The 25,312-nt window shown below is 49.0% G+C and carries 21 protein-coding genes; 4 read left to right on the top strand and 17 right to left on the bottom strand.

Annotation, left to right across the window (positions count from 1 at the left end):
* Positions 1-515 precede the first annotated feature (515 nt).
* The 4 genes from A3844_RS24305 to A3844_RS24290 form a co-directional block, all read right to left on the bottom strand.
* Entirely contained in the window at positions 516-1,610 is a 1,095-nt protein-coding gene (locus A3844_RS24305; RefSeq protein ID WP_074108720.1) for a GerAB/ArcD/ProY family transporter, read from the bottom strand.
* Positions 1,611-1,643: 33 nt separating this feature from the next.
* Positions 1,644-2,867, bottom strand: a complete 1,224-nt coding sequence (locus A3844_RS24300; protein ID WP_244169844.1) for a Ger(x)C family spore germination protein — start codon at positions 2,865-2,867, stop codon at positions 1,644-1,646.
* Positions 2,868-2,881: 14 nt separating this feature from the next.
* Positions 2,882-4,510 (bottom strand): spore germination protein, encoded by a 1,629-nt coding sequence (locus A3844_RS24295; RefSeq protein ID WP_074084700.1) that lies wholly within the window; start codon positions 4,508-4,510, stop codon positions 2,882-2,884.
* A 173-nt stretch (positions 4,511-4,683) separates the two neighbouring features.
* Positions 4,684-6,063, bottom strand: a complete 1,380-nt coding sequence (locus A3844_RS24290) for a polysaccharide deacetylase family protein (RefSeq protein WP_074084701.1) — start codon at positions 6,061-6,063, stop codon at positions 4,684-4,686.
* 242 nt (positions 6,064-6,305) lie between these two features.
* Between A3844_RS24290 and A3844_RS24285 the strand changes: the two genes are divergently transcribed.
* The gene (locus A3844_RS24285) at positions 6,306-7,505 is read left to right on the top strand and encodes an AI-2E family transporter (RefSeq protein ID WP_074084702.1); all 1,200 of its coding nucleotides are present in this window, start codon (positions 6,306-6,308) and stop codon (positions 7,503-7,505) included.
* Here A3844_RS24285 and A3844_RS24280 read toward each other — a convergent pair.
* The 8 genes from A3844_RS24280 to A3844_RS24245 form a co-directional block, all read right to left on the bottom strand.
* A complete protein-coding gene (locus A3844_RS24280) occupies positions 7,466-9,262 on the bottom strand; it encodes a peptidoglycan D,D-transpeptidase FtsI family protein (protein WP_244169843.1) in 1,797 nt (598 codons plus the stop codon). The genes A3844_RS24285 and A3844_RS24280 overlap by 40 nt on opposite strands.
* Positions 9,263-9,504: 242 nt before the next feature.
* Entirely contained in the window at positions 9,505-9,672 is a 168-nt protein-coding gene (locus A3844_RS24275) for a methyl-accepting chemotaxis protein (RefSeq protein ID WP_083607000.1), read from the bottom strand.
* 26 nt (positions 9,673-9,698) lie between these two features.
* A complete protein-coding gene (locus tag A3844_RS24270) occupies positions 9,699-10,658 on the bottom strand; it encodes an acetylxylan esterase (protein ID WP_074108717.1) in 960 nt (319 codons plus the stop codon).
* Positions 10,659-11,269: 611 nt separating this feature from the next.
* A complete protein-coding gene (locus tag A3844_RS24265) occupies positions 11,270-12,295 on the bottom strand; it encodes a glycoside hydrolase family 130 protein (protein ID WP_074108716.1) in 1,026 nt (341 codons plus the stop codon).
* Between the two features lie 60 nt (positions 12,296-12,355).
* Complete coding sequence (locus A3844_RS24260) at positions 12,356-13,189, bottom strand: carbohydrate ABC transporter permease (protein WP_074084707.1); 834 nt, start codon at positions 13,187-13,189, stop codon at positions 12,356-12,358.
* A gap of 5 nt (positions 13,190-13,194) precedes the next feature.
* A complete protein-coding gene (locus tag A3844_RS24255; protein ID WP_074084708.1) occupies positions 13,195-14,076 on the bottom strand; it encodes a carbohydrate ABC transporter permease in 882 nt (293 codons plus the stop codon).
* A 126-nt stretch (positions 14,077-14,202) separates the two neighbouring features.
* A complete protein-coding gene (locus A3844_RS24250) occupies positions 14,203-15,576 on the bottom strand; it encodes an ABC transporter substrate-binding protein (RefSeq protein WP_074108715.1) in 1,374 nt (457 codons plus the stop codon).
* Between the two features lie 390 nt (positions 15,577-15,966).
* Positions 15,967-16,731 (bottom strand): response regulator transcription factor, encoded by a 765-nt coding sequence (locus A3844_RS24245; RefSeq protein WP_244169842.1) that lies wholly within the window; start codon positions 16,729-16,731, stop codon positions 15,967-15,969.
* A gap of 272 nt (positions 16,732-17,003) precedes the next feature.
* On the opposite strand from A3844_RS24245, the gene A3844_RS24240 reads away from it, so the two are divergent.
* From A3844_RS24240 to A3844_RS24230, 3 genes are all read left to right on the top strand, one after another.
* On the top strand, positions 17,004-17,954 hold the full coding sequence (locus tag A3844_RS24240) for a glycoside hydrolase family 113 (RefSeq protein ID WP_074108714.1): 951 nt from the start codon (positions 17,004-17,006) through the stop codon (positions 17,952-17,954).
* An 80-nt stretch (positions 17,955-18,034) separates the two neighbouring features.
* Positions 18,035-19,264, top strand: coding sequence for an AGE family epimerase/isomerase (locus A3844_RS24235; RefSeq protein ID WP_074108713.1), 1,230 nt, complete (start codon positions 18,035-18,037; stop codon positions 19,262-19,264).
* Position 19,265: 1 nt separating this feature from the next.
* Complete coding sequence (locus A3844_RS24230) at positions 19,266-20,450, top strand: glycoside hydrolase family 130 protein (RefSeq protein WP_074108712.1); 1,185 nt, start codon at positions 19,266-19,268, stop codon at positions 20,448-20,450.
* Between the two features lie 179 nt (positions 20,451-20,629).
* Here A3844_RS24230 and A3844_RS24225 read toward each other — a convergent pair whose 3' ends face one another.
* The 5 genes from A3844_RS24225 to A3844_RS24205 form a co-directional block, all read right to left on the bottom strand.
* Entirely contained in the window at positions 20,630-21,481 is an 852-nt protein-coding gene (locus A3844_RS24225; protein ID WP_074108711.1) for a P-loop NTPase family protein, read from the bottom strand.
* Positions 21,482-21,539: 58 nt separating this feature from the next.
* Positions 21,540-22,328 (bottom strand): class I SAM-dependent methyltransferase, encoded by a 789-nt coding sequence (locus A3844_RS24220; protein WP_074108710.1) that lies wholly within the window; start codon positions 22,326-22,328, stop codon positions 21,540-21,542.
* A gap of 201 nt (positions 22,329-22,529) precedes the next feature.
* Positions 22,530-22,856: a hypothetical protein gene (locus A3844_RS24215; protein WP_074084715.1), complete on the bottom strand. Its 327-nt coding sequence runs from the start codon at positions 22,854-22,856 to the stop codon at positions 22,530-22,532.
* Positions 22,857-22,900: 44 nt separating this feature from the next.
* Entirely contained in the window at positions 22,901-23,965 is a 1,065-nt protein-coding gene (locus tag A3844_RS24210; RefSeq protein WP_074108709.1) for a LacI family DNA-binding transcriptional regulator, read from the bottom strand.
* A 23-nt stretch (positions 23,966-23,988) separates the two neighbouring features.
* On the bottom strand, positions 23,989-25,305 hold the full coding sequence (locus tag A3844_RS24205; protein WP_074108721.1) for an ABC transporter substrate-binding protein: 1,317 nt from the start codon (positions 25,303-25,305) through the stop codon (positions 23,989-23,991).
* Positions 25,306-25,312 lie beyond the last annotated feature (7 nt).

Raw genomic sequence — 25,312 nt, 5'->3', positions numbered from 1 at the left:
GTTGCTCGACACTTCCATTTTACCAAAGGGCGATTTCTTTTTGTGATTTTTGAAAGAATTGTAGGAACGTTCCCCCGCTTAAACAGCGGAGAGGACGGACTGATTGCGGAAAAGCGGTAGCGGTCGCCTTGCTCTCCGGATTTTTACCGCTACGGGAAATAAATAAAATCTGGAGAGCACAGCGATTGTAGCAACGGTCCGTTCGCGGAGCGTCCGCACCAAGTGCGCAAGTCCATCCAACTCAAAAACAGCGGGGCTGTCTCAAGTAGCCATTTCATGGCTTTTGAGACAGCCCCTTTGCGTTTTTGGTCATTTGCGGCTTGCTTCATTAGATTGTGGGTAAGTGAAAGGTACATATCCCGCTTAAACAGCGGAGAGAACGAAATGATTGTGGAAAAGCGGTAGCGGTCGCCTTGGTCTCCGGATTTTCACCGCTAAGGGGAATGAAAAAAATCTGGAGAGCACAGCGATTGGAACAACGTTTCGTTCGCGGAGCGTACACCCAAGTGCTCACGTTAATCCTGCTTTGTCCGCTTTCTGATAAGGATGATGATAAGCAGCAACAAGGGTAGAAGGATCTGAAAAACTGGAAAAAGATAATTCAGGACAATTCTTCGGCCTGTAACGATATGATGGGTATAGTTTGGAGATAAGAAGGCCAATCCGAAAGTCAGAATGGCTACCGGGGCCACCCACTTTTTATAAGAAATACCCGTTATTTTTTCGAGTCCGATTACGGCACCATTAAAAAAAGCTCCCATCTTCACACCTAATCCAAGAAAAAGCAGTAAGGTAAATAGAGCGTCCAGCCGCTCAAATACTTCTGCCAAGTCAATCAATTGAACGGTCTCCAGAAGTGGCAAAGTGCTGTATAGTGCAATCTTTGGACCCAAAACAAAAATGTTCAATTGATTAATGAATGTTAGTGAGAGTGCCGTAAGCACATAACTGATAATCACAGCTCTGTTGAGTCCTTTTCCTGTGCGGGCATAGGGATAAAACACAAGAAATAATACAGTTTGTCCGAACGGAAAAGAGACAATCTCCGGTAAAGCCGCATTTAGCACGGGCTTCCACCCGGATTCCAAAACTGGAAACATAAATTCAAAGTGGAAGAGGCCCGTGACAGGAATCAGAATACTGATTAGGGCATAACTAACTAACACAATAGGAAAAAAAATGACACACATCAGGAACATTACTCTATATCCATAACGGATCGAATTGGATACAACAAGGATGACGATCAGCATAATAATCCACAGTGATGTCTGGTTTAACAATGTCATTACAGTGATTTCGCCAAAATCGCGCAAATTCCGCGAAGCTTCATACGAGAAATAGCCCACAAACAAAAGATTTACGAATGTCCCGAGATACTTCCCCATATAACGCCGAAACAATAAAAATAGATCTAAAAGAGGTTCCTGATGATGAATACTTAAGTGCATCAGGAGTACAAATAGACCCGCTAATGCCCCTACCAGCATGGCTAACCAGGCGTCCTGCTTAGCTTCCCCTCCAATAAAAAATAAAGTTGTACTGCCTACCTCGAATAATGAAATACATATGGCCAGCTCCGATAGCCGAATTGAAGTGCGTTGGCTCATTTATTTCATCTCCTGTTTAGGTGTGTGTAATCATTAATCCTCATCAGATTGGAGGAGCCGGCTAAATGAACTTTGAAATAAACCCGGCCGTTTCAGGTTCACTTTTACATCGATGTCAATGTCCATGTTTGCTATTTCTCCGGGCCAATCTTTTTTTAATCTTTTCCAGTCCTTAGGGGATTTACGGTGGATTTTATTGCCTATTCCTACAAGGTCGATTTTTAAGTGCTGTACAGCTTTCCAGCCTTCCAGGATTTGCGAGCGGATGATCTCTTCTGCCCGCTGCTCCAGCTTGCCTATACTTTGCGTTTTTAAAAGATCTTCATGGGTTGTGGTCTCCAAAAACTCACCTACAACCACTTTAGCCTTAACTTTTAATGTATAATGCAGGGCTCCTTTTACTGGAGTAACTTTAACCTTAGCGTTACGAACCAGGAATGCGGACACATCGGTAGCATCCTTACTGTTATAGCTTATTGTGGTTAAATGGATATGATTGGTCAGCCAGGAGATTCCCAAACTCTCGTTTTGGTCCAGAGTTCCAACCATTTTTGCTTTGTGGAAGACGCTTAACCCGGAAATTTCTAAGTTGCTGCTGGTAGAGGTCTTTTGAAATACACTTGCTGACTCCAAACTTGAGCTGTCAGTGCCCTTAATGGATATTTGTGGAACTCCGGCGGCAGCGCTGTCCGAGCTGATGCCGAGCGCTAATTCGTGTACGGATACCGAAGGATAATATGAACTTAATTGCTTATTTTTTTCCAGTATTTTGGATAACGCTCTGCCGGGAAGCTTCTCCGGGGGAATCAGCTTATTCAAGTAATCTCTGGCTACGCCGTTGGCTATTAAGACTTTAACGGTTTCCCGCGCGTCCGGATTCCGATAATACGTGTCTAGAATTTCTTCAATTCCGGTTTCTGCTGCTTCTTTGCCAATAATAAGAATATTAGTATGTGCAAAATACAGCTTACGCGGATTTTCCCGGCTGCTGGACGCTAAAGCTTCTCTGATGGTTTTGCCATGTGCAGAGAAGGTATGCACAGCAGCTTGAGATCCGGCCCCGCCGGATGATCCGCCTGCACCGGAAGACATTGCCGGTGGAATGATGACCTGGTAAGTAATGGTCCAGTCCCCCTGATGTCCATCAAATCCCGTTGCTGTTGTGATGCCTAATTCGTTCATTTCAATACGGTTTCCGCACCCCGCAAGCATTAGACCTGTAACCAGCAAAATGGCAATTACCCGGCATCGGTGCACATACATCTCCTCCTTTACGCATGGGGTTCAGGCTCGTCTGAGTTGCGGACAATATTATTCGAACCGACAGGATATTGATGAGAAGCCTGTCTTTTTTTATTCGTTCCTGATTTTAAATTAGGTCTTGTTTTCATTGCCCACCAGGGTGCCCTAATAATTAGATCCTTCATATTTGACTTGTAAAATGGACTGTATGGCAATAGATAGTCAATACCAACCGACTTAAGAGAGAGCAGATGAGCTAAAATAGGAACAACCCCTGCCATGATCCCGAATAAACCGAGAGTTCCTGCCAGCAGCATGAGAATAAAGCGCAATAATCGTACAGCAGTTGCCATACTGAAATATGGAATGACAAAGTTGGATATCGCCGTAAAGGAAACAACGATTACCATTGCTCCCGAGACCAGACCTGCTTCCACAGCCGCTTGCCCAATAACCAGAGCTCCTACTATGGATATAGCAGGACCAATCGCACGGGGCATCCGGACGCCTGCTTCACGAATCACTTCAAAAGTTAATTCCATCAGCAATGCTTCCAGCAGTGCTGGAAATGGGACCCCTTCCCGTTGTGCAGCCAGAGTTACTAACAGGATCGTAGGAATCATTTCTTGATGGAACGTTGTCAAAGCAATGAATAAGGAAGGAAGCAGCAAGGATACCAGGAACGATATCAATCGGATCACACGTAAAAAAGAAGAAATATCGTAGCGCTGGTAATAGTCCTCCGCTGTCTGGAAAAAGTTATAAAAAGTTACCGGGGCGATTAATGCGAATGGTGTCCCATCCACCAAAATAGCTACTTGTCCATCTAAAAGACTTCCGGCAACGGTGTCCGGGCGTTCTGAATTTAGCATTGTGGGAAAGGGAGTGAGCGCCGCATCTTGAATGAATTCTTCGATATAGCCGCTTTCAAGGATACTATCGGTATCAATGGTCTGAAGCCGTTTAGTGATCTCCTGAACCACACCGAGATCGGCAATTCCTTCTATGTAGGTTACAATTACAGTGGTTTGTGAATATTGTCCGATAATATGGCTGTCAAACTTAAGATCAGGTGTCCGCAGTTTTCTTCTAATCAGAGTAATATTGGTTGAGATATCCTCTGTAAAACCCTCTTTCGGCCCCCGGACCACACCTTGTGAAGTGGGTTCCTCCACGGCCCTTCTTACCCCGCCGGCAATGGAAACGGCCAGAGCAGATTGTAACCCGTCTATTACAATGACGGCATTGCCTGTAAGGACAGCTTGATAGATCTGATTTAGCGAATCAATGATTTGAATATTTCCTGCAGGCAGCGTCTTTTTTAATAAAGAAGCAGCAAGATACTCTTCTAACCGGTTAGAGGGTGTGTGTGCAGTTTCTTTAACTAAACTTTCAATAAGATCGGATAACAGACCTGGATCAATTAGCCCTTCAATATAACAAATAGCAAGAGGTCCGGTATGCTCAGGATCAGGATCACCGGAAAAGTCCCGGATGGTAAAGTCAGGGCTTTGACCCAGTCTCTTTTTAAGAGTGCTTAGGGTACTGGCTAATGATGTATTTATAGGCTCATTCAAGGCCTGATGTTTGGACTTCTCCACATCTTGGCTGGAACCTTTCGCTGGCTTCAATACACTTTTAATCCAGTCTTTTAGCATAACTAGCCTCCTCCCCTGTGTATACTATTTGCGGTGATTCGCCATTGTATGCATAGCAGGACATCCATAAACAAACCGCTGGGCTGACAGAAACCCATGCGGAAACATCAAAAAGCCCCAGGACCCAAAGGCCACTGAAGCTTATAATTGCTATTTCATTATGTTACGAGTTGCTAATGTACGACCGTGGCTGCGGGAAGCTCGGCTTCCAGGGTCATCTCTTCTTCCCTTACCCGCTCACGCGGCTTGACTTGTTTCTGAGGACGCTGTTGATTCATCTGGTCCAGAAGCTGGGAGATGGGCATCAGCATCATTTTGGGAACCAGTACCTCGCTCCGTTCCTTAAGCCTTGCCCCTCCAGCAGGATGAATGACACTCAGCAGAATACTCAGGTAGAACTTGGTTGACCGGGCAAACCAGCCGTTTGGCAGATCCAGCACCATAAACCCGAATTTCTCCGGCCCGCGGTTAATCATACTGACACCGTACAGCGCTTTCGCTTCAGCGAGGTCCACATCTGCAGCAATCCGCTGCGCAAGCACCGGCATATCCTTCTCCATACGGCGGATCATACGGATCGCCAGCTGCGCCGAGGAACGGGAATGCATGCCGAGCTCGAATAACTGCCTGTTGTCGATATGGAGCTCAATCACCTTGTCGCCTTTACTTAGATGCTCCCCGCCTTCCATCTGCACGGGTTCACCCTGATATTTGCGTATGCGGTAATGCAGGAACGGATCTGCCGGAGAGAGGGTCTTCAGCCGGAACATTAGTTGGAAAAGGTGTTCCCATGCCAGCCACAAGCCGACAATCAGTCTTTTACCAAAAGAAATCCGCTGAATGGGAGAACTCTGCCCCCCCTTGATCATTTCGTCGATCCGAATACTGTGCAGCCCGCGCCGTTCCGCCTCCTGGAGCATCCGTTCCAGGGCAATCAGCATATGTTCAGGCGCTTTCAGATCCGCACCAAGCGTAGTACCGCAATCATGCAGCAGCATGACTTCGCCCGGATTCAGCTTGCTGATCAGCTTCTCCGTCAGCCGGTCCGCGCCAACCTTCTCTTTCCAATCACCGAACATGGCTGACCAGAGCACGATCTGCACCTGACGGCGCTTGGAAAAATCAAATAAATTGACGATTCCCCAGGGTGGACGGTAATAGGTGCTCCGTTCACCGGTAATGCTGTAAATGATATCGTCGGTGCGCTGGATTTGGCGTTTCACGGTAGGCGGACGCATGAGCCAGTTTGTCTTGTGCACGTAGTTATGAATCCCGATCAAATGCCCCTCCTCATGCATGCGCTTGATAATTTCCGGATTGCTCTCCGCATGGGAACCGACAACAAAAAAAGTAGCCTTAGCCCCGTAACGCTTCAGCAAATCAAGCAAAACCGGGGTATACCGCGGGTCTGGCCCGTCATCAAAGGTAAGGGCAAATTCAGTACGGCCGGTCCCTTTGCGAAAGACACGATATCCAAAGATCCGGCTGATCATACCAGGGATAAATGCATAGAAGGATGAAATGTAAAATAACCAGAGCAGCAAAGTCTGCATATAAATTCCCCGCTTTTCCAGAGTTGACTTTGGCTCGCCTATACGTCTGCAAGCAGATTCTGTGATACGGCCAAGTAGAGTAAAGTATGACTCGCGGTTTTTAGGTAGGCAGAGTCCCACGAAAAAACGTTACCCCCTATTTTAACACAGGTATCAAAGAAATAGACGCTTTTTTGTTAAAATCGTGTACAATGAATTCAAGTTAAATTTGTAAATTTATCTAAAAGGAGTCGTTTATACCTATGCTGCCTCTGTACAAAAAATATTGGCGCACCTTCTTCGACATCGGTCTGGTCGTACTGACAGTATATCTTGTTATGTTGGCTTTCAGTATGCTTTACCGCTTAGCAGCGCCTGTATTCTTATCCTTTTTCGTATTTCTCCTGATCGAGCCGCTGGCCCGTTTCCTTAACCGCCGGGGAATAGCCAAATCGTTTGCCTCCGCCATTTCGGTGATCCTGTTCCTGATTGTACTGCTGGGCGTTTTGTTCGGCGCCGGACTTCTCATTACGATGCAAGCGTTACAGTTCCAGGATGATCTGCCCCGGTATACATATATAGTCCAGCAGCAGTTTGCTGAGACAACCACTTATTTGCAGCATAAGGTCGATGCGCTCCCGCCAGATCTTACTAACAAAATCAACGGTTATTTCAAAGAGGCCACCAATGTTCTTTCGGGCTGGCTGGTGATCTTCCTTAAATATATGATCGGAGTTCTTGGCTCCTTCTCGTCATTTATGGCTAATTTCGGCATTGCCATTATTTTAGCCTTCTTTCTCAGTATGGAAATTAAAGACTGGCGCAAAATCGCTCATGACAAAATGCCGAAGACCTTCAAGACTGCTTTCGCCTTTTTGCAGGGCAATGTCTTCAAAGCTATCGGCTCCTATCTCAAAGCGCAGCTGATTCTGATCAGCATTACTTTCGTGATTGTTCTGGTCGGACTCTTTATTCTTAGGAGCGGCAATGAAATCACCATGGCACTGGTCTGTGCCGTGTTCGATGTGCTTCCTTTGCTCGGGGTGTCAACGATTCTGATTCCCTGGATTGTATATCTGTTCATTGTCGGAAATACTTCGCTTGCCATTGGGCTGCTTGTGCTGCTTGTAGTAGTGCTGATTGTGCGGCAGCTGCTGGAGCCCAAGATCACAGGTAATTCCATCGGTGTATCTTCGGCGTTCCTGATGCTGTCGTTCGTGATTCTGTCGAGCTCTCTCTTCGGATTTGCGGGCTTAATCCTCTCGCCGATCCTGCTCATTCTGCTCAAAGAGCTGTTACAGCAGGGCTATCTCCAAAGCTGGATCTTCCTGCCGCAGGAAGAGTTCATCGTCTCGCCATTTGCTGCCTCCGGTGAACCTTCAACACCGGGAGGAGCAGCGGTTTCAGGGGAAGGGGACGGAGCTCAGGCTCCCGTAGATTCCGACAGGAGCTCAAACACCTGACCGAACAGCCGGGTGGCCGCATGCGGACTCCCAGGAGCCACATCCTCTACCAGAGCGGATACAGCATATCTGGGATGGTCGACCGGCCCATAACCGATGAACCATTGGTTATTGCGGGACACACCCTTCACCAATGTCTGAGCTGTCCCTGACTTGCCTGCTACGGGCCACTTCGTGCCCAGCAGGCTTTTGCCCGTTCCATCCGTTACAACCTTGCGCATTAGGGACAGGAGCACCCGAGCTGTCGATGGGGAGATTCTGCCCTGCCGAACCGGAGACAGATGCGACGGCAGCTCCTGGAGCGTTTGCCCGTTGGCAAATGCCACCCGTTGCAGAATACGCGGTGCCCGCACTTCACCACCATGCAGCAGCGTGACTAACAGATTAGCTGCCTGCAGCGGTGTAACCCGGACATCCCGCTGGCCGATCGCGGTCTGTACCCTGGCCCCGCCGTCATCCGGCAGCAGGGTGGTGAAGATGCTTCCGGGCTGCTCTCCGGACAACGGACGGAGGAGCGGCAGGCCAAGCGTATTCTCCGCTTGCCAGCTGATATCCCTGCCCAGCCCCAGAGCAAGGGCTGCGGACTCCAGCTGCGCCCCGTTCAGGCGCTCAGCCAACGAAGCAAATACGGTATTGCAGGACACGGCGAACCCTTGCGCCAGGGTAAGGGAGCCGTGTCCTTCGCCTTTCCGGCAGGAGAGTCCGTACTTCCCGTAATGTCCTGAGCAATAAAACCTCTCTTCGGGAGAGGTTACTCCGGCCTCCAGTGCCGCAGCAGCTGTAACTATCTTGAAGATCGAGCCAGGCACCGCCGCCTGCAGCGCCCGGTTATTCCACTCTCCACCCTCAGGCGAGATGTGCCCCGGATTATAGAATGGGAATGACACCATGGCCTCAATATCCCCGTTTTTCGTATCCAGCACAACAACTGCGCCTTCCTTAATTCCGGATTTCATAACCAGCTTCTCAATGCCTTCCTGAAGCTGCTTATCTATTGTTGTATACAAAGACAATGGATAATACGGATTCCCCGGCGCCCTAACCTTCAGAGGACTACCCGGAAGACGGTTCCCCCGCGCATCCACCTGCGCATATACTTCGGTATGGCCCACCCCCTGCAGCAGGGGTTCAAGCGTCTTCTCCAGCCCGTCGGTTCCCGTCATTGGAACTCTCAGACCCGTTGTCGATTTCTCCAACTGAGCTGCCGAAGCTTCTGACATGTACCCCAGCCACTGGCGCCCAGTCTCTTCCCCTTCATACCTGCGGGCAAAGGGAAGCGCCCGCACACCGCCGATGGCAAGTGATTCCACAGCTTCAGCCTGTCCCGGGGTCAGCTCCAGCGGATTCTTGCCGCTGCCGGACGGCCAGAGCAGCGGTTCTTTTAGCCCCTTGCGCCTTGCTTGAAGCTGCTCGTAGGTCACACCCAGTACAGTGGCAAGACGCTGCAACTGTTCCTTACTCGCCTCGCTGTCCGCCGCAGCTTCAGCCTCCTCCTGCGGAAAAAAAGCCGCAGTCCACACGGTTTCACCCGCCAGCGGCTGCCCACTGCGGTCATACAGACGGCCACGGCCGCTGTCCAGCACCATCTCCCGCTCGCTCTGAATGGCAGCCATTTGGGCCATAGTGTATTCCGCCCCCGGAACTTTACGGTCCTTAAGCAGCAGTTGGACCCATGCAAGCCTTAGAATCAACACCCCCAACAAAATACACAGGATGAGCGAACCCCAAATGATACGTTTATGAGCAAGCTTGTGCAAAGCCATTCCTCCTGATGTTTGTTGACTCACTAAGAACTTCATGGTATCTATTATGCCCACATGGCGGATATATTACCTGCAGCGGTCAAAAGGCTCCACCCACATCTCTCCTTTCGTAAGGACATTTCCATTCCGCTTCCTGCATGCAAAAATACGCCCCTTCCCAATTGGAAAGAGGCGAATTTTCCTTGAAATGTTCAGATATAGGCATCAGCCCACAGCCTTTGTACCTTGCCTATACATTAAACTTCGAGAGTCTTTCTTTCATCCGATAGTGCAGCTACCGTCTCATTCATATCCGACACGATTTTATTGGTAATTTCAGCTACCATGGCAATGGAGCGCTTGGACTGTTCAGACAGCTGGCGGATTTCATCGGCCACCACTGTGAATCCCTTGCCGCGCCAGATCTACGATAATCTTGCACGGCTTCCCGTTACAAGGTCATGAAGGTCTGCAGCGTCCGATCGGAAAGATATGGAAGATACTCATGACCGTATTCATGATATACCATCAGGTCTTTTGTTGCTGCGATTTTATTGTATGCTGCGAATTGTGTCGAAGGTGGACAGATTCTATCCACAAGTCCGGTTACCCATAACACCTTGGCCTGGATTCGGCCTGCCAGATTCTGAATGTCGATGTACCCGAGCCGGTTGAAAATCTCTTCTTCCCGTTCATGATGCGGATCAAAAAAGCGGAAATAATAGTTAATCTCTTCATAGGCGGAAGTGGCAATATCCAGCTCCCATGCCCGTTTATAATCGGAAAGGAACGGATAGACCGGAACGGCCAGCTTAATCCGTGGTTCAAGGGCAGCACAGGCTACGGTAAGCCCGCCGCCTTGGGACAGGCCGAATGCGCCAACCCGTGCCGGGTCCACTTCGGACATATTCATTAGAATCCGTGCCGTCTGGACGGTATCCAGGAACACGTTCCGGTAGTACAGCTTGTCCGGACTCGGATCATCGATTCCACGGATGATATGGCCGCGTATGGTTGTGCCCAGGACCGTAAGGTTGTCCTCGGACAAACCGCCTTGTCCGCGGCAATCCATAGCAAGTACACTGATGCCGTGTGCGGCGTAGGTAACCTTTTCCATCCAATCGCCACTATCGCAAGAATAGCCGTGGAACATAACCACGCCTGGTCCTTTCACTTGTTCCGATTTCTTCGGTCTCACGTATTTGCAATGCACTTTGGCACCGCCTACTCCGGTAAAATACAGATGGAAGCATTCCGCCAGCTCGCTGGTAAACTCCGCAGGTACCAGTTCGTAATCCATCGTCTGAGTATCGAGATCAGCCAGGGCACGTTCCCAGAAGGAGTCGAAATCGGCAGGCTTCGGGCTGGAGCCTTGGTAGGCTTTTAGTTGGGGCAGGGATCTTTCGGACATAAGAAATCCTCCTTAGGGTTGGATTGAATTGTGTTGGCAAAATGCGTTGGTTGCAGGCATGGGGAGTGTACGGCGTAACTGCGGGGAATGTTGGTTCCGATCGCTGTTGTTCCCGGATTTCCTGATTTGTACCGCCAGGCGGTAGAAATCCGGGAACTGCATATGCTTTCGAAGCGAGCTTTCCTTCGGAAAGCTTTCAGGCGAACGCTCCGCTTCTCCACTCAACATTCCCCTCCGTTACTCCCCACTCCCCATCCACCAACAGGGGTTTGCAAGAACAAGTTAAATCCAATAAGTCGGATTTAACCATTAAGATCAAAACCTTTAAGATCAAAAACCTTAGATCAAAAACAAAATGAAAAACCCATTAAGCAATGGGTTTGGGGTTGATGCAGCAACGTGGCGGCCACAGAGATGGCCGCCACTCGCTGCAAAGGTAAGGGCAAAACCCGGTAACTACTGCACATTCTGCAATAGAATGTCCCATCACCGCAATCAAGTACACAGGGTTCTTCACGCCCTGCATCTCACAGATTCAACTACCTCATAGATTCCTTAATACCGCTTCGCAGACATTTATAGATTCATCTGCTTCAACTGCAACTGACAATTTAGATCTTGCCCAAACCGGCGTCGTCGCCGACTTCCTCATGGGTTTCGATTACGTAGTTGACGATTTCTTCAACAGTGGTGTAAGCAACGCCAACATAGGTGTCTGCTGCGCCATAATAGATGGCGATCCGGCCGGTTTCAGCATCATTCAGGGTAGCGCAAGGGAAGAGCACGTTGTTCACGAAGCCTCTTTCTTCGTACCATTCCTCCGGTGTCAGCACGAAGTTCTTGGAGCGGTATTTGACCTTGGATGGCTCATCCTTGTCCAGGATGACAGCACCCATGCTGTATACGAGGCCGTTGCAGGTTCCGGTAACGCCGTGATAGAACATCAACCAGCCTTCGGTGGTCTCGATAGGGGCAGGGCCGCCGCCGATTTTGGTACTCTGCCACCAGCCTTGACCGCCTTTGGTCATGACATGACGGTGTTTGCCCCAGTATACAAAGTCAGGGCTTTCGCTCAGGAACACATCGCCAAAAGGCGTATGGCCGCTGTCGCTCGGACGGGACAGCATCACGAAGTTGCCGTTTATTTTTCTTGGGAACAGCACGCCATTGCGGTTGAACGGCAGGAACGGATTTTCCAGGCTGATGAAGGTTTTGAAATCCTGGGTTTTGGCAACACCGATCGCGGCACCGTAGAAATCCGTACACCAGATGATGTAATAGGTATCTTCGACTTTGACCAGACGCGGGTCGTATGCATAACGAGGCATGTACGGATTGCCTGCTTCATCTATAAACTGAATCGGTGCATCGTCAATTTTCCAGTCCAGGCCGTCTGCACTGTGGCCCATGCGCAGATGAGGACGGGTAGTGTTATCCTCTACACGGAATACCCCCAGAAAGCTGCCGTCATAGGCAATAACCGCACTGTTGAAAATACGTGCCACGCCTTTAGCCGGGTTGCGTTTGATCACCGGGTTATCACTGTGTCTCCATACCGGACTATCATTGCCTGCCGGTCTGTCCTGCCAAGGTATATTCGGAATATTCTGACTTGCTATCAACTTAACTTCTTTCATAAGTAAAATTCCCTCCGTGAGCGCAGCAGTGCTGCGATTATTTTAAATGAAGAACCGATTTTATTTTACCGACCCTTGGGCAAAACCGTTGTAAATATACTTCTGCAAAGCTATGAAGGCTATCAGTGTAGGGATAATGGCGATCATAATAGCGGCGCAGATAACCTCCCACTGTGAACCATACGGACCTTTAAATTTAAACAGCGCGGTGGAGACCACCTGCAGGCTGCTTTTTGGCATATACAGGAAAGGGGTGTAGAAGTCGTTGTAGATGTTTACGCCCTTCACAATAATTACCGTTACAATGGCCGGACTCAGGAGCGGAAGGATAATTCTCCAGTAAATCGTCCAGTATGAAGCTCCATCCAGCATTGCCGATTCATCAAGCGATTCGGATATAGAGTCCAGGAACTGCATGAATATATAGACGGCGATAATATCCGTACCCAGGTACATCAGAATCGGTGCCCAGCGGGTGTTGAACAATTCCAGCGAGTTGATGATCTGGAAGGTGGCTACTTGTGTCGTAACTCCGGGAATCAGCGTCGCGAGCAGAAAAGCGCCCATCAGTAGCTTGCTGCCCCTGAACCGGAAACGTGCCAGAATGTATGCCATCATCGATCCGGTAAGTGTAGCACCGGCAATAGAAATGACTACAATAATAAGAGTGTTCAAGAAGCCCAGGAGCATATTCCCGTCCACAAAAGCTTTGGTATAGTTAGCGAAATTCAGCCAGTTCTCCGGCAGGGTAAGCGGACCCGTTGTCGCATACTCTTCATTCGTTTTTAATGAAGCGAAAAAGACGACAGCGATCGGAATAAGGGCCATCAGCGCTCCCAAAATCAAACTGAGGTATTTGAAGAAAGAGGCTACGTTGTATTTTAAAGTATGCATAGTTCTTACTTCTCCTCCTTAATCAGAACACGCTGCAGAATGGTGACAAGAACAACAATACCCAGGAGCACTACGGCCATTGCCGAAGCAAGACCCAGCTTGCTGTATTTGAAGGCCACATCGACGGTCTGGATGACAAATGTACCGCTGCCATTGGAACCACCGGTCATGACATACGGAATTTCGAATACACCGATCGCTCCGCTTACCGCGAGGATCAGATTGAGCTGCAGAATCCGTTTGATGCTCGGAATAATAATGTGTCTGAACTGGTGCCAGCGGTTGGCTCCGTCAATTTCAGAGGCTTCGTAAATATCACTGCCGATGGAGGATATCGCTCCAAGGAAGATGATAAAGTTCATTCCCATGTATCTCCATACCGATGCAAAGGCGAGGGAGATATTGATCAGATGGGGGTTAAGCAGCCACTTCTGCTGCCAGGCTCCAAGTCCGACGAGATCAAGGATGGTGTTCAGGGTGCCTTCCGGCTTGAAGAAAAACAGGAAAATAAATCCGATGGCCACACCGTTCAAGAGTGTCGGAAAGAACAGAATTCCTTTGAACCAGTTCTTCATACGGACATTAAAGCTTAAGATCGTGGCAAAATACAGCGCCAGCCCCATTTGGACGAAGGTGGCGAAGAAATAATACAAGCTCACCTTGAATACGGCGAAATACTCCGGTTTGGTGAAAATGGTCTTGTAGTTGTCAAAGCCGATATACTCCATGTTTTTGCTTAGACCATTCCAGCTTGTGAAACTGTACTGGAACATTTTGAATACAGGCAAATATGAGAACGTCAGCAACAGAACTACGGGAACTAATGAGAATAAAACAATGATCAATATCCGCTGATTTTTATAACTTAAGTTGGACAATCTCTCCACACCTCCTAAGAAGACTGCTTAGCACTCCAAATCCTTCTCCACACCGCAAAAGTGAAGGGGAAAACGCCGCTGCCGGCATCCCCCCGTTCTCTTCAATCTGTCTTCACTCCTGCGTTTAATCAAAATTTACTTAGCTGCCGTTACTTTGGCTCTTGCAGCTTTCCATTTATCGTTCAGGTCTTTCATAATGTCGTCATAGGAATCTCTTCTGTTGCCAATCGCCGCTTCGATGATCACTTTCTTGAAGTCAGGCTGCCAGAGGCCGATTTCAGCTTCTTTGTCGATGGCATCAACCCAGCCCTCTTCACCGGCTTTTGCAGGGGCAATCGTATCAAACGTTACATCTGTGCCATTAAATTGTTTCAGGATTTCCGGAAGCTCAGCGCCTTTAACCGGGCTCATGCCGCCGCCTTCAGTGGTAGGATAGCCGGATTCGTTGATGAACCAGTCCACCCAAGCTCTTGCAGCTTCTTTATTTTTACTGTGGATGCTTACACCCAGGTTATAGTCGTCAGACAGTGGAACCAGAACCTTGTCGGCGTTGGTCGGGAAAGGCATGAAGCCTACATCGTCAGGGTTAGTTGCCAGGCCTTTGATTTGACCGATTGCCCAAGATCCCAGCATCATGGTACCGATTTTGCCGTTAGCCAGGTCAGCCTTGGAAGATTCCCAGTCCGTAGTTGTAGGGTCTTCTTCAATCAGGCCATTCTTGGCAGCGTCATACAATACTTTGTACAAGTCATAGTGCGGCTGTCCTTTAACGAAGTTATCATCCGATGCCACTTGGCCGATATTCACATAATCACGATTTCCGGCTACGGTAGCCAGATCCGCTTCCCATTGTGTCAGTGTCCAGCCGGCAGCATAGTTCGTGTAGAGAGGAACCGCGTCCGTCTTGTCCTTGATGCTCTTCAGTGCAGCAGAGAACTGGTCAAAAGTTCTTGGAATCTCAGTAATTCCGGCATCCTTGAATACTTGTTTGTTGTAGATGACACCGGAGAAGTTAACCGTGATCGGAATCCCGTAAGAAATACCATCTACACTGCGTTCTTCCAGCCCGGTATATTGCTTCTCCAGATCGGACATTTTACCCAGCGGTTCAAAAAAGTCCGGCAGATCTTTAATGGCTACACTTGTAGGCAACAGCAGAACATCGCCGTAATCATTTGTGCTCATGCGGATTTTAATCTGATCCTCGTAGCTGGACAGCGCTTCGAAGTTTACTTTGACATTCGGATATTTCTCATTGAATTTGGCTGCATAGTCTTTGAATACGGTATCAACAATATCCGTTCTTTGTGTGATGACCGTAATATCCCCTTTGATATCCTTGGCTGCGTCACCTTCAGGCGCTGCTGTCGCCTCGGTATTTGTTCCAGTATTGCCTGCATTGGTTGCTGCAGCATTGTCTGAGTTATTGTTGTTCGATGAACAACCTGCGAACAAACCCGCCATCAGTGTCAGTGCTGCCAGACTAGTAACTGCTTTGGTCTTCTTCATTGTTTTTTTGACCCCTCTCTTCATTTTGAACCTTGAACCGAATAATAACAAAACAATAACAACAAGCACCACAGATTAACGATTATACTCCAGAAAAATCAGTTAATTCTCCATTTCGTTTGAAAAGTGATGATGTTATCGCTTACAAACACATTATAAATCGTTACCAACCCCAAAACGATGGTTTCAATTGTTTTTTCTGGTCTTCAATTTGTTATTTTTGTTTTTTATATATAAAATTTGTTATCTATCATTATATGAAGAAAAAGGAAGTCTCCCCATTGCAGGGAGTCCCCCTTCACTCGGTGCACGCAGAATAGCCCCGCTTTGCTGCGGAGCTAGTTTATAATATAAGATTTTCTCTGCCATGATTATCTCGGCCACTCCTCACTATCTGCAGCGGCTCTTATAATCCTTCGGCGTCATGCCGCACATTTTCTTGAACAGCTTATTAAAATATACCGGATCACTGTAGCCGACCCGTTCAGCAATTTCGTAATTCTTCAAATCCGGCTGACCGATCAGCAGTTCCTTGGCCTTGGCGATGCGAATGCCTATCAGATAATCTGTAATCGTCTGGCCTGTCTTGTATTTGAACAACCGGCTGATATAGCTCGCGTTCATACCCACCGTCTCCGCCAACCGTTCAAGTTCAAAGTTATGGCCGTATTCCTTCTCCAGAATGCTTTTGGTCTGTTCAACCACATAATGCTCCCCACCCTCGGGGGCCAGTTGCACTTCACTTTCCGGCTCTACCTCTGCAAGCTGAAGCTTTTTGTTCTCTTCCACACTTTTTAGCAAATCATACAACTGGGCCTTCTCAATGGGCTTAAGCAAATAATCGAGTACTCCGTGCCGCATAGCCCGGCGGGCATATTCGAATTCACTGAACCCGCTCAATACCGCTATGGGGAGTTGCTTCAGATGCCCTCTCACTTCTTCAATCAGCTTGAAGCCATCCATTCTCGGCATCTTAATATCTGTAATAAGAAGGTCTATATCATTCTGGCTAAGATCCCGGAGATGATTCCAGGCCTCCAGCCCATTGCCGTAGGAACCGATAACCTCAACTTCCAAATCCATTCTGGAAGTGATTTTCTCAAGCCCGCGGCGAATCACTTCCTCATCGTCCGCAATCATGACCCTGATCACCACAAATCGCCTCCAGTCTAGTTGCATCCACAAATGTTTGCGCTATCATTATCAATTATAAGCTTCATTTTCTCATTAGCATATGTGCTCTATTGTACTTTTCTAGTCTTGAATTTACTTTACCCATTTTACCCTTGAAATCACTCCCGAAAAGGGTTATAACTAAATTATATTCTTGTTATTGTTAAATAACAAATTAGTAATAACAAGATAACAAAACGCCTAAATGTTTCGATCCCTTTATCCTACTATTCTGACAAAGCGAGGTTACTGAGATGTCACTGCAGAATGAATATGTCGGAGGCGTTACCTGGGGTTTCATGGGCACACGCGGGACCTGGGCAAATGAAGAAGCTGAAGCTTCAATGGAGCTTATGAAATCGGTCACTGGAGCGAACTGGACGGCTATCGCCTTCAGTGCGGTTCAGGCTACTCCGCAATCCACGGAAATTCCTTATGCGGAGAACCCCACGGTTACCGACGATGAGGTCTTATGGGCAATCCGCAAGGCGCAGTCGCTTGGTCTGAAGGTATGCCTGAAACCGATTGTGAATTGTGCAGACGGCACTTGGCGCGCTCACATCAATTTCTTCGATAAGGATGTTCCCTGCGAGCCCAAATGGTCGGACTGGTTCAGTTCTTACACTGCCTTTATTTTGCATTTTGCCGCGATTGCAGAAGAAAGCGGTTGCGAGATGTTCTGCATCGGCTGCGAGCTGGTCATGTCTGACAGACGGGCTGCGGAGTGGCGGGCCTTGATTGCAGAAGTCCGCACAGTGTACAGCGGAATCCTTACTTATAATTGCGACAAGTATCAAGAGGACAATGTGACCTGGTGGGATGCCCTTGATGTAATTTCCTCCAGTGGCTATTACCCCGAGTTGGACTGGGAAGTACAGCTTGACCGGATTGAGGCAGTGGTGAAACGCTGCGGCAAGCCCTTCTTCTTCATGGAAGCAGGCTGCCCAAGCCGCACCGGCAGTGCAGCCATCCCGAACGACTGGTCACTTAAGGGTGAACCGAGCGAGGAGGAACAAAAGCGATTTTATGAGGCCATGTTCCGCAGCTGCGAGGGCCGGGATTGGGTCCAGGGCTTTATGCTCTGGGATTGGCCGGCACGCCTGTATCCACTGGAGGCTGCAGCAGAGAACGATGACTACTGCATGTACGGGAAATCGGCGGCAGGTGTTATTAAGGAGTATTACAGCTCCAAGACCACCACTTAAGTTTTTGCTTCCGAAGCGGGTTTTGTACGAAGTAATGCTGTAAGCAGATGCTTACAAAACTTTAAGGAGTGAACCACAAAATGAAGAATTCACCTCAGGTATGGCTGAACGAGCTGGAGGAAGAGCTGAAGGGCAATATTTTGCGCTTCTGGATGGAACACACACTGGATGAAGCACATGGCGGCTTTGTGGGCGAGATCGACAACCAGATGAATGTCATTGCCGGTGCCGAGAAAAGCCTTGTGCTCAATGCGCGGATTCTATGGACATTTGCGAGCGCTTACCGCCTGTATGGCACAGCAGAATACTTAAAGATGGCTGAACGTGCCTTCGACTATCTGAACCAGCATTTCATAGATAAAGAACACGGCGGTTTGTTCTGGATGGTAGATGCGTATGGAGTCCCTTCCCAGCCGAAAAAACAAATCTACGGCCATTCTTTTGCCATTTATGCGCTTGCTGAATTCCATCATGCAACGGGACGTGCTGATGCGCTGCAGCAAGCAGTTGACCTGTTCCATATGGTAGAGAAGTACGGCTATGATCCCATTTATAAAGGTTATATTGAAGCATTGTCCCGTGAATGGCAAATGACAGATAATCTGAGTCTCAGCTCGAAGGATATGAACGAGAAGAAATCTATGAATACCCATCTGCATGTGCTGGAGGGCTACACCGGCCTGTACCGGGTATGGAAATCGGAAGAGCTGAAGAGCAAGCTGGCTGAACTGATTGAAACGATGCTGGAGCACATCATTGATGCTGACGGCAAACATTTCCACCTATTCCTGGACGAAGAGTGGCATGTCAAATCCGAGAGCATATCTTTTGGCCACGATATCGAAGGCAGCTGGCTGCTGGTTGAAGCCGCAGAAGTGCTTGGAGATGAAGATCTGCTTCAGCGTGTGCGCAAGGTAGCTATTTCCATGGCCGACGCCGTGCTTGCCGAGGGCATTGCTGAGGATGGCGGAATCTGGAATGAAGCGGACAAGAGCGGATTCATTGACAAGTCTGAAGAGTCCAGAGACTGGTGGCCGCAGGCTGAAGCCATTGTGGGCTTTTATAATGCGTACCAGTTGACGGGTGATCAACGCTTCCTGGAAGCTGCCGAGAATGCCTGGGCGTTCACTGACAAATATATCGTCGACCACAAGTATGGCGAATGGTATTGGGGGATTGACGAAGCCCTACAGCCGCTGGCCCATGCACCCAAGGTCAGCGCCTGGAAATGTCCATATCATAACAGCAGAGCCTGCTTTGAAATGATCGGACGCCTTACCTCAACATCCACTATAAAGGAGACAAAATAAAATGACTGCAAACTTTCAAGAACGCAAACAGAAGCTTACGGAGCGCTACGAGGCATTGATTGGCCGCAAAAATGAGAAGGTTCCTTACGGCAACGGCATCTATGACCGCTACCAGCACCCGCTGCTCACTGCTGAACACGCACCGCTGATCTGGCGCTACGACTTCAATCCGGAGACCAACCCCTATTTCGCAGAAAGAATCGGGGTTAACGGTATTTTCAATCCCGGAGCCATTGAGCTCAGCGGCAAATTTTATATTGTTGCCCGTGTAGAAGGCAATGACCGCAAATCCTTCTTCGCTGTAGCCGAAAGCGACAGTGGCGTGGACGGCTTCCGCTTCTGGGATCACCCGGTAGTGCTGCCTGAAACGGAAGACCCGGATATCAACGTCTATGACATGCGCCTCGTGAAGCATGCGGACGGATGGATTTACGGCTTGTTCTGCACCGAACGCAAAGACCCGGATGCCCCTCATGGTGATCTGTCCAGCGCAGTCGCCCAATGCGGTATTACCCGTACCAAGGATCTTAAGACCTGGGAACGCCTTGCTGACCTGAAGACCGGCTCTGCACAGCAGCGCAATGTGGTGCTGCACCCTGAGTTTGTTGACGGCAAGTATGCCTTCTACACCCGTCCGCAGGATGGATTCATCGACGCCGGTTCCGGCGGCGGCATTGGCTGGGGATTGTCAGATACCATCGAGAACGCTGTAATTACCAGCGAGTCCATCATGGACCAGCGTTATTACCATACGATCAAAGAAGTGAAGAACGGCCAAGGCCCGGCGCCAATCAAAACAGCACGCGGCTGGCTGCACATTGCTCACGGTGTCCGTAACACCGCCGCAGGGCTGCGCTATGTGCTGTATGCCTTCCTGTCCGATCTGGAAGAGCCTAATAAAGTCACGCATGCACCAGGCGGACATTTCATCGCTCCCGATGGCGAAGAACGTGTTGGCGATGTATCCAACGTTGTATTCTGCAACGGCGTGATCGCACGGGATAACGGAGACATCTACATCTATTATGCATCCTCCGACACCCGCATCCACGTGGCTACCACAACGGTTGACCAGATGCTGGATTATGTGCTGAATACACCTGAAGACCCGCTTCGCTCCTATGCGTGCGTGCAGCAGCGGATTGCAATGATTGACCGGAATGTTAAAATGAACCTGAAAGCCTAGCATATCGGGTGTTGAACGTAACTGCGGGGAAATGTTTGGACTTCCGGTCGCTATCGCTCCTGCAGTTCCAAACTTCCCCTCCGTTACTTCACCCTTAATGTTGTTTTCTGAAGTTCTTTTATAAGAGAGTAAGAAGAGGTAAAAGGCGGCCCCCGTGGAATTCCACTGGGCCGCCTTTGTTATAAGTTAGTGAAATGTTGTGATACAATCCCCATTAAAATTTGCTTATATTCATTTTTATCATAAGAAGAGTTATCCACTATTTCCGTGGCCATTTTGATGCTGTTCACTATTTCTTCTTCCAATCCACTTCTTGCCTTCAGGACCTGTAAAGTTCCTTCTAACCCTGTGCAACCCTGTTTTTTCCCATACCCTTGGCTTGTATAATATTCAATAAATCCCTCAGACCATTCTTTCGGCCTTTCCTCAACAGCTTTTCTGAATGAATAATCAGGATCGCTCTGCTTCACGTAAATCAACAGTGGATTCAGACGTTCAACAATCGTAGCCAGTTCTGTAACATAACTAATAACGTCTTGCCTCCTTGTGCCATATTTAATCATCCCCATGGTTACAGGGTTTTGTATAAAACAACAATCAAAAATATAGGTGTCTGAGCCATTCATCACATTTGCCGCAAACTTCTCCCATCGCTCTGCTATGATTTTCCTGTGCTGATCCAGCGGCAATTCATACACATCAGTTTTGGCGACTGTATCCAGTAATTCATCCGGGAAAGTTGACCCGAATTTATTTTTCATTTTCCGATATTCCAGGAAGTAATTATTACCTTGTATATTCACATGTTTACTCAACAAATCCCTATACTTTTCATGGGTACTCAATAGCTCATCAAATTCACTTTTCGTAAAACAGGCGACTCCATCATAATCAGCCGGATGCTCCAGATCCCCTTCTAAAAACAGTTGGGATTTAAGATTCATTTCCGTAAGGATTTCATGAACCACTTGAGCCGTTGTTGTTTTCCCGGAACCTGGTAGCCCCTCAACCAGAACTAACTTCGGTTTCATAATCTCCCCCCTCCATTTGCCATCCTGCTTCAGCAGCGTTTCCCGGCCATCGACTACTCTAAACTGTAGCCCGCACGATGTAATATTCTACCGTGGTCGGCAGGCCATGGGCAGTCTGATGCTGAGCGAAGATCCGGCTGATCTCTGGCAGACTGCTCTCCATAACCATTTCATGTACGGCAGACGTTTGCCCAAAGCAGCGAAGGCGTACAAGGTCTATAGGCCCATGCAGGTACTGTGTACTGAGCACCGTCTCTATTTCAGCTTCAGCAAATCCGCTCGCATCAAGCCGCTGCTTAATCTTGTCCAATACGGGAGTCCCTTCCTGCCGTGGACCATACAACCCAGGGAACAGGATTGACAATTCAGGAGACAACCGGTCACCGGGGTGGAGGGCGATCAGCTGTCCTCCTTTTCGAATAATTCTGGTTAGCTCAGGGTATGCGGATGTAGGCCCTTTACGGTTATAAGCACAATCGAACTCATTCTGCTCAAAAGGGAGCCTGATCTTGGTATTAGCCGTAACAAAGGACACATTGGCAGGGGCAGTGCTGTTAGCGGTATGTATAAAATCGGCTGTAACATCAAGGCCGACTATGCGCTGGACAACAGGACTCCACCCAACCGTAAAATCGCCATGGCCGCAACCAACGTCGAGCACTTTTTTCCCCGGAACCATTCCGGCGACCTCCTGCGCAAATATCTGCTCTGCATCCGGCCCCGTGATCGTTGAATTCCAGGGATAGGCGTACTTCCCGGTGAGACTTCCCAGCCCGGCATACCACTGGAACGAATGCGGCATCATCCAGTCTTTGTGTGTTGTCGGGTCTATAAGTGCTGCTGTCATTCTATCAACCTCCCTGTGCATGAACGATAAATAGCAAGCTTGCATCCTACAGGCGCTTCAAGCGATGCTTAAGCAACTTCTGCTGTATTTCTTACAACAGATTTCGGAATAATGTAAAGAATACAATAGATTCACTTTTAGCGGTAAAATGGGGCGGTTCTATTGTACTTTCTGCAGCAGATGGACTATTCAATATCCTAATTAGTATAGTTCCCCCTCATCACCCTGAACGATCGCATCCAGCTCTTGTGCCACCTGCTTCATCCTACCGATAATAAAATCATCTGCTCGCGAAACCGTAATTCGTCCCTCGTGGTAGCTAAATGGAACCTTCCCATCCTTACTATTCCAGACGAAAAACTCTCCGCCCATAGTCAAAGTTCCGAAGGGGGTCTGGTGCGAGAACTTATTCATATACTCGAAATCCGCTTTTGCGGCAAAATAGACTTTGGATTCTTCTATAGAAATCGGCTTAGCCTCACTATTGGTCCAATGATCCGCCCTGGTGATATGTACATCATAACTCATATCCACCCCTCCTTTATTTTCTCGAATTCCATATTCCGCACCTGCTACTCCCGCGGTCCTGTCACCGAATCCCGGTGGACAATATCAGCGGAGATCAGAATTTTTTCCAGTGGCGCAGAAGGGTTGTGGATACGGCCCAGCAGCTTCTCTACCGCGGCCCGGCCCATAGCTTCCTTGGGTACATGTACCGTTGTGAGCGGCGGAACGCCGCGCATGGCATCCTCAATATTATCAAAACCCGTAACTGAAATATCAGCGGGGATGGATATCCCTTCTTCTCTAAGGACTTCACACACGGCCAGGGCCGTGGAGTCATTGGCACAGATAAGTGCGGTCGGCAGGCTTTTGGCTTTTTTGCGTTTTGTGATCCAGAGCTTGAATTCATCACGGAACGAGCCGTCATCCATGCCCTCCAGGAGCAGCATCTCGTCGTCACCGGCTGGCGTTCTCATATCATTCTCCTCAAGGGCACTGCGGAAGCCGATCCAGCGGTCACGGAAACTCCGGGAATAACGGATATTGCCGATAAAATGAAACAGCGTATGTCCGATGCCCATCAGATGGTTGCTGAGCCGGGTCATAGAATCAATGTTGTTGGCGAACACAGTATCGCTGGGAATCAGCGGGTCCTCATGGTCAATCAGCACCATCGGAAGACCGATGCGGTGCACCTCCAGCAGGAGTGAAGTGGAAATCTGCCCCACCCCCACCAGACCGAGCAGACCACCCGGATTGAGAATATGGATAAAGTTATCGGCGCGGTGCTCCGAGACAATGACCATGCCGAGACCCTCCTGATCGAGAGCCAGCGCGATGCCATCGATAATTTTCCCCCAATAAAGGGAGTCCTGGGTCTGCGCCCGGATATTCGGCATCAGCACGAGCACAGATTGCTTCCCCCGGTCACTGCCGGACGCCGGAGACGGACGTTTGACATTTTGCACATATGCATTCTTCTGGGTAAAATACCCCAGCTGTGATGCGGCTTGAATGACCCGCTCCCGGGTGGTTTCATTCACGCCGCCTTTGCCGGAGAGCGATTTGGAGACTACGAACTTGGATACACCGAGGTGGTCAGCGATTTTTTGCATGGTCACTTTTTTTGCCATAGGAAAATACCTCCAGATTATCTTTATTGTACAGCCGCCGCCTGCGGTCCGGGAGAAGCCTGCTGGCCTGCCCGTGCTTCTTTCCATTTCTCATTTAATTCGTCAAAAGCCTTCTGTAAATCCGGTGCGGCAAGCAGCTCCTGGATATAATCTCCCGACCAGAAGGACAGCTTCGCCCGGTTCGACATGTCGATGAAGGCGTCTGACTGCACAGTAGCCTCGATCAGCTTGGGATGATAGGAGAGAAACTCGCTGTATTGCGGCATCGAGGGCTCCTCCGTATCGTCAGCCGGCAGAAACCCTGATTTCGTGGTATAAGAGGTTTCGGTTACAAAAAACTTCACCCAGGCCATCGCAAGCTCCTTGTTGTTGCTGTACCTGCTTACTCCTATGAACCAATCGGGATTCAACAAGGCGTTATGGCTGGTATTATTATCATAAGGGAACGGGAAAAAGCCAATATCCTCAGACTTCGCACCGGCATCCAGAATCTGGCGGATCGTCCAGTTGCCCTGAAGATACATCCCTGCCTCCCCCTTGGCCAGCATGGTCTTGGAGATCTCCCAGTTATTCGAGAACAGCTGATCCTCCACATAACCTTTGGCAAGCATCGTCCTGGCAATCTCAAGCGCCCGGCCCCATTCATTACCGATCCTCCAGGGACTGTCCTCATGCACCATATTGTTCAGGTAATCAGGATTGCCTGACATATAATTAACCAGGTTGTCGCCCCAATCCCGCAGCGGCCAGACAGCACCGTAATTCATATAGAGCGGGATAATGCCTGCCTGCTTCAGCTTGGCGCTGGCTGCATAGAATTCATTAAGCGTTTGAGGCACCTTCTCAATCCCGGCTTTTTTAAAAGCCTGCTTGTTGTAGACAATTCCGCTCGTAGTGGTGCCGGTGGACAACCCATATCTTTTGCCGTCATACGTGGCGAAGGTGGTGAACTTCTCCTGTGCAGCCAATTCATCGGTCAGGGGTTCAAAAAAAAGTCCCAGCTCTTTAGCCGGCAGGTTCACCGGAAGCAGCAGCACATCCCCCGCATCCTTGGTGGACAGACGGACCAGAATGTCAGTGGCATAATTGGACAACCCCTCAAATTCCACATTAGCTCCCGGATATTTCTTTTTGAACTTATCGGCGTAGCCTTTGAACGTCCCATTCTCAATCAAATCAATCCGGTTCGTCAGCATTACGATGGTACCGGACAATTCCGATGGTCTCTCACCTCCGGCAGGGGTTGGCGAGGGCAGGGCCTGTGGATTGCCTCGGCCGTCACAGCCGGCAGACAGCAGGAATAGCAGCAGAATGGTGTGCATGGGCCAACGTAATTTCATCCGTTTC

It is taken from the genome of Paenibacillus helianthi, assembly GCF_001909055.1.
GTDB lineage: Bacteria > Bacillota > Bacilli > Paenibacillales > Paenibacillaceae > Paenibacillus_AQ > Paenibacillus_AQ helianthi.
The sequence above is the reverse complement of the archived record's forward strand: the minus strand, read 5'-3'. Positions and strand labels throughout refer to the sequence as shown.

Excerpts from the sequence above, each read along its gene's own strand:
- A3844_RS24260 (WP_074084707.1), bottom strand. The coding sequence starts at position 13,189 with ATGCATACTTTAAAATACAACGTAGCCTCTTTCTTCAAATACCTCAGT.
- A3844_RS24205 (WP_074108721.1), bottom strand. The coding sequence starts at position 25,305 with ATGAAATTACGTTGGCCCATGCACACCATTCTGCTGCTATTCCTGCTG.
- A3844_RS24215 (WP_074084715.1), bottom strand. The coding sequence starts at position 22,856 with ATGAGTTATGATGTACATATCACCAGGGCGGATCATTGGACCAATAGT.
- A3844_RS24230 (WP_074108712.1), top strand. The coding sequence starts at position 19,266 with ATGACTGCAAACTTTCAAGAACGCAAACAGAAGCTTACGGAGCGCTAC.
- A3844_RS24265 (WP_074108716.1), bottom strand. The coding sequence starts at position 12,295 with ATGAAAGAAGTTAAGTTGATAGCAAGTCAGAATATTCCGAATATACCT.
- A3844_RS24220 (WP_074108710.1), bottom strand. The coding sequence starts at position 22,328 with ATGACAGCAGCACTTATAGACCCGACAACACACAAAGACTGGATGATG.
- A3844_RS24305 (WP_074108720.1), bottom strand. The coding sequence starts at position 1,610 with ATGAGCCAACGCACTTCAATTCGGCTATCGGAGCTGGCCATATGTATT.
- A3844_RS24235 (WP_074108713.1), top strand. The coding sequence starts at position 18,035 with ATGAAGAATTCACCTCAGGTATGGCTGAACGAGCTGGAGGAAGAGCTG.
- A3844_RS24210 (WP_074108709.1), bottom strand. The coding sequence starts at position 23,965 with ATGGCAAAAAAAGTGACCATGCAAAAAATCGCTGACCACCTCGGTGTA.
- A3844_RS24240 (WP_074108714.1), top strand. The coding sequence starts at position 17,004 with ATGTCACTGCAGAATGAATATGTCGGAGGCGTTACCTGGGGTTTCATG.
- A3844_RS24225 (WP_074108711.1), bottom strand. The coding sequence starts at position 21,481 with ATGAAACCGAAGTTAGTTCTGGTTGAGGGGCTACCAGGTTCCGGGAAA.
- A3844_RS24285 (WP_074084702.1), top strand. The coding sequence starts at position 6,306 with ATGCTGCCTCTGTACAAAAAATATTGGCGCACCTTCTTCGACATCGGT.
- A3844_RS24270 (WP_074108717.1), bottom strand. The coding sequence starts at position 10,658 with ATGTCCGAAAGATCCCTGCCCCAACTAAAAGCCTACCAAGGCTCCAGC.
- A3844_RS24250 (WP_074108715.1), bottom strand. The coding sequence starts at position 15,576 with ATGAAGAAGACCAAAGCAGTTACTAGTCTGGCAGCACTGACACTGATG.
- A3844_RS24290 (WP_074084701.1), bottom strand. The coding sequence starts at position 6,063 with ATGCAGACTTTGCTGCTCTGGTTATTTTACATTTCATCCTTCTATGCA.
- A3844_RS24295 (WP_074084700.1), bottom strand. The coding sequence starts at position 4,510 with ATGCTAAAAGACTGGATTAAAAGTGTATTGAAGCCAGCGAAAGGTTCC.